At 68.1% G+C, this 4703-nt stretch carries 5 protein-coding genes, 1 pseudogene and 2 riboswitches; of the genes and pseudogenes, 1 reads left to right on the top strand and 5 read right to left on the bottom strand.

The window, feature by feature from the left end:
• Positions 1-86 precede the first annotated feature (86 nt).
• The 5 genes from gcvH to ACREB7_RS20620 form a co-directional block, all read right to left on the bottom strand.
• Positions 87-458 (bottom strand): glycine cleavage system protein GcvH, encoded by a 372-nt coding sequence (gene gcvH / locus ACREB7_RS20640; protein WP_431594131.1) that lies wholly within the window; start codon positions 456-458, stop codon positions 87-89.
• A gap of 3 nt (positions 459-461) precedes the next feature.
• Positions 462-1607, bottom strand: coding sequence for a glycine cleavage system aminomethyltransferase GcvT (gcvT, locus tag ACREB7_RS20635; RefSeq protein WP_431594130.1), 1146 nt, complete (start codon positions 1605-1607; stop codon positions 462-464).
• A gap of 56 nt (positions 1608-1663) precedes the next feature.
• Positions 1664-1770: riboswitch (glycine riboswitch) on the bottom strand.
• Positions 1771-1872, bottom strand: a riboswitch (glycine riboswitch).
• A gap of 58 nt (positions 1873-1930) precedes the next feature.
• Positions 1931-2578, bottom strand: a complete 648-nt coding sequence (locus tag ACREB7_RS20630; RefSeq protein ID WP_431594129.1) for an NAD-dependent dehydratase — start codon at positions 2576-2578, stop codon at positions 1931-1933.
• Positions 2571-3743 (bottom strand): deoxyguanosinetriphosphate triphosphohydrolase, encoded by a 1173-nt coding sequence (locus ACREB7_RS20625; RefSeq protein ID WP_431594128.1) that lies wholly within the window; start codon positions 3741-3743, stop codon positions 2571-2573. Before ACREB7_RS20625 ends, ACREB7_RS20630 begins: the two co-directional genes overlap by 8 nt.
• Positions 3740-4348: an SPOR domain-containing protein gene (locus tag ACREB7_RS20620; protein WP_431594127.1), complete on the bottom strand. Its 609-nt coding sequence runs from the start codon at positions 4346-4348 to the stop codon at positions 3740-3742. The genes ACREB7_RS20625 and ACREB7_RS20620 overlap by 4 nt, the downstream gene beginning before the upstream one ends.
• Before the next feature lie 58 nt (positions 4349-4406).
• Here ACREB7_RS20620 and ACREB7_RS20615 point away from each other — a divergent pair.
• Positions 4407-4703 (top strand): annotated as a pseudogene (locus ACREB7_RS20615) (hypothetical protein); the annotation flags it as partial.

Genomic DNA, 4703 nt, shown 5'->3' with positions numbered 1-4703 from the left:
GGCTGGGGGTGGGCATGGCCGCAGGGGTAGGCGCAATTAGTCAGGCCCACCCCTAACCCCTCCCGCTTGCGGGAGGGGAACTATGGTCAAAGATCGTCGCAGAAGGCCTTGTACGCCGCGGCGTTCATCAGCGCTTCGAGCTGACTCTTGTCGCTGAGCGTCATGCGGAAGAACCAGCCTTCGCCTTCGGGGTCCGAATTGACGAGCGCGGGGTCTTCCTCGAGCTGGCCATTACCCTCGGTTACGGTGCCGTCGACGGGCGCATAGACGTCGCTCGCCGCCTTGACCGATTCGACCACCGCAGCATCGCCGCCCTGGCTGAGCTCGGCTCCGGTGTCGGGAACTTCGACGAAGACGATGTCGCCGAGCTGGGCCTGCGCGAAGTCGGTAATGCCGACGGTCGCGACATCGCCGTCAACGTCGATCCATTCATGTTCTTCGGTATAATAACGCGGCATCGGTCAGCCTCCCTGTTTGCGCACATAGCGGTGTGGAATGAATGGCATCGCGGTCACGGTGCAAGGCACCCGCTTGCCACGAACCTCGGCGGCGACCGACGTGCCGGGAACGGCATGGTCGCGCGGAACATAGCCCATGGCGATCGGCGCGCCAACGCTCGGCGCGAAACCGCCCGAGGTCACGACGCCGATCTCGTCCTCGCCGTCGAACAGCTTGGCGCCCTCGCGCACCGGCAGCTTGCCGTCGACGAGCAGGCCAACGCGCTTGCGCGGGGATCCGTCGGCATAATGTCCGAGGATGCGCGCCGCACCAGGGAAGCCGCCCTCTTCGCGGCGGCGCTTCTGGATCGCAAAGCCGAGGTCGCCTTCAATCGGGTCGATGGTGGGGTCGAGATCGTGGCCATAGAGCGGCAGTCCGGCTTCGAGGCGCAGGCTGTCACGCGCGCCGAGACCGATCGGCTTCACTTCGGGCTCGCCGCAGAGCAGGTCGGCGACCTGCTGTACCTTGTCGGCATCGACCGAAATCTCGAACCCATCCTCGCCAGTATAGCCCGAGCGGCTGATCCACGCGTCAACGCCGCCGATCTGATAGGGGCCGCCCATCATAAAGGTCAGCGCGTCCAGACCCCATTCGCCGGTTGTGTGGCGCTTCAGCGCGTCGAACGCCTTCGGACCCTGCAGCGCCAGCAGCGCGCGGTCCTCGAAATGGTTGATCGTGATCGCATCGGGCAGGGTTTCGCGCAGGTGCCCGATATCCTCCCACTTCACCGCGCCGTTGACGACCATATAGATGCCGTCGGGCCAGCGGCTAAGCATGAGGTCGTCGAGAATGCCGCCGTCCTCGGCGAGCAGCAGCGAATAGCGCATGCGCCCGAGCGCGAGGCTCTTCACGTCGCCCGGAAGCACCGCTTCGAGCGCGTCGTCGAGCCCTTCGCCCGACAGGTGGAGTTGCCCCATATGGCTGACGTCGAACAGGCCGGCATTCTCGCGGACCCACAGATGTTCGGCCATGATGCCTTCATATTGGATCGGCATCCAGTAACCGGCGAACTCGACCATGCGGCCGCCCTTGGCGCGGTGCCAGGCGTCGAGCGGCAGGGTCTCGGTGACGACCTCTACGACTTCGCTATCTTCTCTATCGTCGCCCATATCGCGAACTCCCGTATCAAGCACGGCAAGGAGCGGCGCGGGTGCCGCCTTGTCGCCATGCCCCCTCTGTCACGGGAACCTGAGAGTTTTCGTCCATGATATTATGGACTTACCCCTTCGGTGGCTCCAGCCTAAGGCTGGAACGCTTTCCAGAGTGTCCGTTCCAGCCTGCGCGGTCCGCTTGACCTGAGAGTTTCCGGGGCGGTTGCTCCTTCGGTGGCGAGGCGCGGGTTGCCCCGCCCTCGCGCTCTCCCGCGCGGCCGGTCGAATCCCTTGGCGGAACCCGACAGACGCCCGAGCCTTGGCGGCGCCCTATCGCAGAGTCAATCGGCGAGCCGCCGCATCGCGTCATTTTCATGGATCCGCACGCCGGGCTGCGTCATTCCCGCCAGCGCGACGATCGCCCGCGCGACGGTTTCGCTCGGAATCGAGCGATAGCGGCGCAGCGACCCGTGGAGCAGCGCATCGGTGATCGGCGCCGCGACCATCGCGATCCCCTCGCCCAGCCGCTTCGGCCCCGCGCGGTCGCCCATGAGCAGACCGGGGCGCAGGATATCAAGCCGCTCGAAGCCGAGCGCGCGCAGCCCGTCCTCGGTCTCACCCTTGGTCTTCAGATAGAAGTTGCGGCTGTTCGCCGACGCGCCGACCGCGCTGACCAGGATCATGTGCCGCGTCCCCGCCATCCGAGCACCCTTCGCCGCCGAGAGGATCAGGCCGTGGTCGACGGCGCGGAACGCCGCCTGTGACCCGGCCTGGCGGATCGTCGTACCGAGGCAGGAAATGAGCACCGCAGGGCGCTCGACCGCGATGATGTCGGCCCAGCGCTCGGGCGGCGCGACGAGCAGCGCATGCTCTTCGGGCAGATCGTCCTTGTCGCGGCGAACGAGGATGGTCAACGACAGCACGCCCGCATGCGCGATCACCGCGCCGCCGACCATCCCGGTCGCGCCGATGAGGAGCGCGTCAGACATGCGCCAGCGCGGCGGGCACCTGATCGCGCCCGAAAATCTCGGCGTAGCGGTCGATGGCGAAGCGGTCGGTCATGCCCGCGATATAATCACCGATATGGCGCACTGTCGCGCATTCTTCGCCCGGCACGCGCGCCGACCAGTCGGCGCCCATCAGGCGGGGGGTTTCGGCATAGGCGGCAAACAGCCGCGCGATGACCTGGTTCGCCGCCTCGGCCGCCGCGACCTGTTCGGGGTGGTGGTAGAGATTGGCGTACATGAAGCGTTTGAGGTCGCGCTCCTTGCGCGCGAGATCCTCCGAGAAGCCGCCAAGCGTCCGGCCCGCGGCGCGAACATCCCGGGCGCTCGCCACGCCGGTTTCGGCGACGTTGGCGCGCGTCGCGGCGATCACGTCGTTGACCATCACCCCGATCTGGTCGCGCACCAGTTCGCGCAGCAGCCGATCGCGCGGCGCGCCGGGAAAACGATCCTCGACCGCCGCGAAATTCGCCGCGACGAACGGCTGGGCCATCAACTGGTCGAGGCTGAGCAGCCCGGCGCGCAGCCCGTCGTCGATGTCGTGATTGTCATAGGCGATATCGTCGGCGACCGCCGCGATCTGCGCCTCGAGGCTGGCGTGGCTTTTGAGGTCGAGCGGAAATTCGGCGTCGATCGCGGCCAGCGCCCAGCCGGGATATTTGACCGGGCCATTATGCTTGGCGAGCCCCTCGAGCGTTTCCCAGGTCAGGTTGAGCCCGTCGAACAAGGGATAGGGACATTCGAGGCAGGCGAGCGTGCGCAGCGTGTGACCGTTGTGGTCGAAGCCGCCATGTTCGGCCATCGCGGCCTTGAGCGCATCCTCCCCCGCATGGCCGAAGGGCGAATGGCCGATGTCGTGCGCGAGGCATAGCGCCTCGGTCAGATCCTCGTTGAGCCCCAATGCGCGGGCGATGCCGCGCCCGATCTGCGCCACCTCGATACTGTGGGTCAGCCGGACGCGATAATGGTCGAGATCGGGCGCGACGAAGACCTGCGTCTTGTGGCGCAGGCGGCGGAAGGCGATAGAATGGATGATGCGGTCGCGGTCGCGCTGGAACGCATCACGCGGCCCGCGCACGACGCGCCCCACCTCTTCGTGGCGACGCCCGCGACTCTGCAGAGGATCGCTGGCGCACTCCGCAACGCTCATTTGACGGGATCGACTTCCTGGCCGGCGTCGCTGTTGAACAGGAAACCGTCGCCGCCCGCCTTTTTGTAGTCGGCAAGCCAGGCATCGGCGCTCTTCTTGTCCTTGAACGGACCGACGAGCAGGCGGCGGGTCTTGCCCCATTCGGTGCTGCCGCCCGATTTGCCCTTGAACAGGGCGGCGTTCTTCTTGGCGAATTTGGCATAGTCGGCGGCCAGCGCCCGGACATTGGCGCCGGTTGCGACCTGCACCCAGAGGCGCGCCGGGTTTGCCTTCTTTTCAGCGGCTTCGGCCTTGGCCTTCGCATCGGTTTCCGCCTTCACCTTGGCGGCGGCGGCGTCCTTGGCGCGCTTCGCCTCGGCGGCGGCATCGGCCTTGCGCTTGTCGTCGCGCAGCCTGGCCAGCGTTGCGGCGTCGACCGCGCCGCTCGTCGCCGCCATTTCTTCGGCCGGGATTTCGAGCGAACCGACGATATCGGCCAGCGACGCGAGCGGCGCGGCGGGCGGCGGTACAGGCGTCGAAGCAGCCGCGACGGCGGCCGCTTCCGGCTCGATCGCAGCGGGGGCCGGGTCCGCCGCAGCGGGCAAGGGATCGGGATTCGACGGCACCGGCGCCGCCGCCACGGGCGTCGAGGCCGGGTTCGCGGCTGGCGTTGCAACCTTGCCGATGTCGGCGATCGAGAAGCCGGGACCGACGGGTCCGCCATCGCGAACGGCGACCCCGATCGGCGTGGGCGCGGCGGCGGGCGGCGCGCTCGCCGATGCGGCGGCGGACGGTACGGGCGACGGCGCGCTGGTAGCGGCGACCGTCGAAACGGCCGGGGACGGCGTCGGCACCGGCGGGCTGGCTTTCGGCGGCGCCGCGCTCGCGATGGCCGGGCGCGGCTGGGCTTTCGGCGGAGCCGCGGTCGGCGGCGGCGTTTTCGGCGGGACCGCAGCGGGCGGCGGCGGGTCGGACATGCGG

This window comes from Sphingopyxis sp., from assembly GCF_050725615.1.
Lineage (GTDB): Bacteria > Pseudomonadota > Alphaproteobacteria > Sphingomonadales > Sphingomonadaceae > Sphingopyxis.
The sequence above is the reverse complement of the archived record's forward strand: the minus strand, read 5'-3'. Positions and strand labels throughout refer to the sequence as shown.

Coding starts and splice junctions, on each gene's coding strand:
- gcvH (WP_431594131.1), bottom strand. CDS start 458: ATGCCGCGTTATTATACCGAAGAACATGAATGGATCGACGTTGACGGC.
- gcvT (WP_431594130.1), bottom strand. CDS start 1,607: ATGGGCGACGATAGAGAAGATAGCGAAGTCGTAGAGGTCGTCACCGAG.
- ACREB7_RS20625 (WP_431594128.1), bottom strand. CDS start 3,743: ATGAGCGTTGCGGAGTGCGCCAGCGATCCTCTGCAGAGTCGCGGGCGT.
- ACREB7_RS20630 (WP_431594129.1), bottom strand. CDS start 2,578: ATGTCTGACGCGCTCCTCATCGGCGCGACCGGGATGGTCGGCGGCGCG.